Consider the following 2565-nt stretch of genomic DNA (forward strand, 5'->3'; position numbering starts at 1 on the left):
GACGCGGCGGGCGCAGCGCGCCTGGCGGCGGAGGCGGAGGCGGCGCGGCCGCATGTCGCCGGCACCCGCGACGGCCACGCCTTCGACGACATGCGCGACGCCGACGACGTGCTGGCCGCGAGCTTCGAGGTGCTGACCACGACCGGCAAGTACTACTGGGTGCCGATCGCGCGGCTGGCCAGCGTGGAGTTCCACCCGCCGAAGCGCCCGCGCGACCTGCTGTGGCGGCGCGCCACCATGTCCGTCGCCGACGGTCCGGACGGCGAGGTGTACGTGCCCGCGGTCTATGCGGCGCCGGACGGCACCGCGGATGCGTCGCTGCTGCTCGGCCGCTCCACCGACTGGGTCGGGCCGGAGGAAGGCCCGGTGCGCGGCCTGGGCCAGCGCACCTTCCTGGTCGGCGACGACGCCGCGCCGATCCTGGAGATCAAGAGCCTCCTCTTCGCGCCGCGGGCGGGCTGAGCGCGATGTCCGGCCAGGGCGCGCCGGGCCGGCGCGAGCGCGGCGAGCAGCGCGCGCAGCTTCCCCTGCTGGACCGCCTGCTGGACGACGCGCCCGACAAGGCGCGCGATCCCGTGCTGTCCAATGCGGAGGTTCTGAACCGGCTGCGCGAATCGGTGCGGCGCGACCTGCAGTCGCTGCTGAACGCGCGGCGCCGCTGGCGCTCCTGGCCGGCCAGCCTGCGCGAGCTGGCGACCTCTCCGGTCGGCTTCGGCCTGCCGGACTTCAGCTCCGGCGCCTTCGGCGACCCGGCGCGGCGCGAGCTGCTGCGGCGCGAGGTGGAGGAGACGATCCGCCGCTTCGAGCCGCGCTTTCTTTCGCTGAAGGTGCAGCTGGTGGACGGGGAGGATGCGCTGAGCGGCACGCTGCGCCTGCGCATCGAGGCGCTGCTGGATGCCGACCCGGCGCCCGAGCCGGTCGGCTTCGACACCTTCGTGGACAGCGCGCGCGACGACGTGGTGGTGCGCGAGACGGCGGCGGGATGAGCGACGCGCTGCTGCCCTACTACAACCGGGAGCTCGACGCGATCCGCCGGCTGGCGGCGGAATTCGCGCTGACGCATCCGAAGATCGCGGCGCGGCTGCGGCTGTCGCCGGATTCGGTGGACGACCCGCATGTGGCGCGGCTGCTGGAAGGCGTCGCCTTCCTGGCGGCGCGAGTCCACCACCGGCTGGACGACGAGTTCCCCGAGCTGACGGATGCGCTGCTGGAGGTGCTCTACCCGCACTACCTCGCGCCCTTCCCGTCCTGTCTGGTCGCGCGCCTGGCGCCGCAGGAGGGGCTGCAGAACCCCGCCGCGCTGCCGGCCGGCCTGGTGGTGGACACCGAGCCCGTGCGCGGGGAGCGCTGCCGCTACCGCACCGCCTATCCCGTGACCGTCTGGCCGGTGGAGATCGAGGCGGCCCGGCTGACCGGGCTGCCCATCATGGCGCCGGCCAACCCCCTGGCCAGCGGCGCCGTCGCCTGCCTGCGCATCACGCTCCGCACGCTGGCGCCCGACCTCAGCTTCACGAAGCTCGGGCTGGACCGGCTGCGGCTGTTCCTGCGCGGCGCCACTGCGCCGGCGCTGCACGAGCTGCTGTGCGGCCATGCCATCTCGGTCGGCTATGCCGATGGCCCCTCCGATGCGCGGCCGGTGATCCTCGGGCCCGACGCGATCGAGCCGGTGGGCTTCGCGCCGGAGGAAGCGTTGCTGCCGATGCCCGCGCGCGCCTTCGCCGGCTTCCGGCTGCTGTCGGAATACTTCGCCTTCCCCGAGAAGTTCCTCTTCCTCGACCTCTGCAGGATCGACGCCAAGACACTGGTCGGCGGCGGCAACAAGCTGGACGTCTTCGTCTGGCTGAACCGCGCGGTGCCGGAGCTGGAGCGGACGGTCGATGCGGAGAGCCTCGCGCTGGGCTGCACGCCCATCGTCAACCTCTTCCCGCAGCGCTGCGAGCCGATCCGGCTCGACGACACCGCCATCGAGTATCGCGTGGTGCCGGATTCCCGCCGGCCGATGGCGACGGAGGTGTGGTCCGTCACCCGCGTGCGGGAGCCGATGCAGGATGGCGGCACGCGGCCGTGGCGGCCCTTCCACCGGCTGACCCATGCCGATCCCGAACAGGGCGTGCCCGGCGGATCCTATGCGACTGTCCGCCGCGCCGCCGCGGCGCCGGATGCGGGGACAGAGGTGTTCCTGGCGCCGCACGACCCCGACCTCTCGCCGCGGCGGGCGCGCGATGCGGTGCTGTCGGTGGACGCGCTCTGCCTGAACCGCGACCTGCCGACCGACCTGCCCTTCGGCGGCGGCCGGCCGGGGCTGAAGCTGGTGGAGGGCGCGACGGCCGTGGCTGGCGTGCATGCGATGACGGCGCCGACGCCGACGCTGCGCCGCACGCTGCGCGACCGTACGGCCTGGCGGCTGGTCTCGCAGCTCTCGCTCGGCCATCTCTCGGTGGTCGGCGGCGCGCCGGGCGCGGCCGCCCTGCGGGAGGTGCTGCGCCTGCACGACCTGCGCGATTCGGCGGAGACGCGCGCGGCCATCGCCTCGCTGCTCGAGGTGACGGCGGCGCCCGGCGCAGC

General features: G+C 74.3%; 3 protein-coding genes. All 3 read left to right on the top strand.

The window, feature by feature from the left end; all coding sequences use genetic code 11:
* Positions 1–462 (top strand): type VI secretion system accessory protein TagJ (locus OZN99_RS29420; protein WP_270938769.1); only part of this gene is annotated, 462 nt, incomplete at its 5' end.
* A 5-nt stretch (positions 463–467) separates the two neighbouring features.
* The gene (gene tssE / locus OZN99_RS29425; RefSeq protein WP_270938770.1) at positions 468–986 is read left to right on the top strand and encodes a type VI secretion system baseplate subunit TssE; all 519 of its coding nucleotides are present in this window, start codon (positions 468–470) and stop codon (positions 984–986) included.
* A partial coding sequence (gene tssF, locus OZN99_RS29430) for a type VI secretion system baseplate subunit TssF (protein ID WP_270938771.1) occupies positions 983–2565 on the top strand: 1583 nt, incomplete at its 3' end. The genes tssE and tssF, both read left to right, overlap by 4 nt.

This window comes from Falsiroseomonas oryzae, assembly GCF_027856955.1.
In the GTDB taxonomy this organism is placed as follows: domain Bacteria; phylum Pseudomonadota; class Alphaproteobacteria; order Acetobacterales; family Acetobacteraceae; genus Falsiroseomonas; species Falsiroseomonas oryzae.

Coding starts and splice junctions, on each gene's coding strand:
- tssE (WP_270938770.1), top strand. CDS start 468: ATGTCCGGCCAGGGCGCGCCGGGCCGGCGCGAGCGCGGCGAGCAGCGC.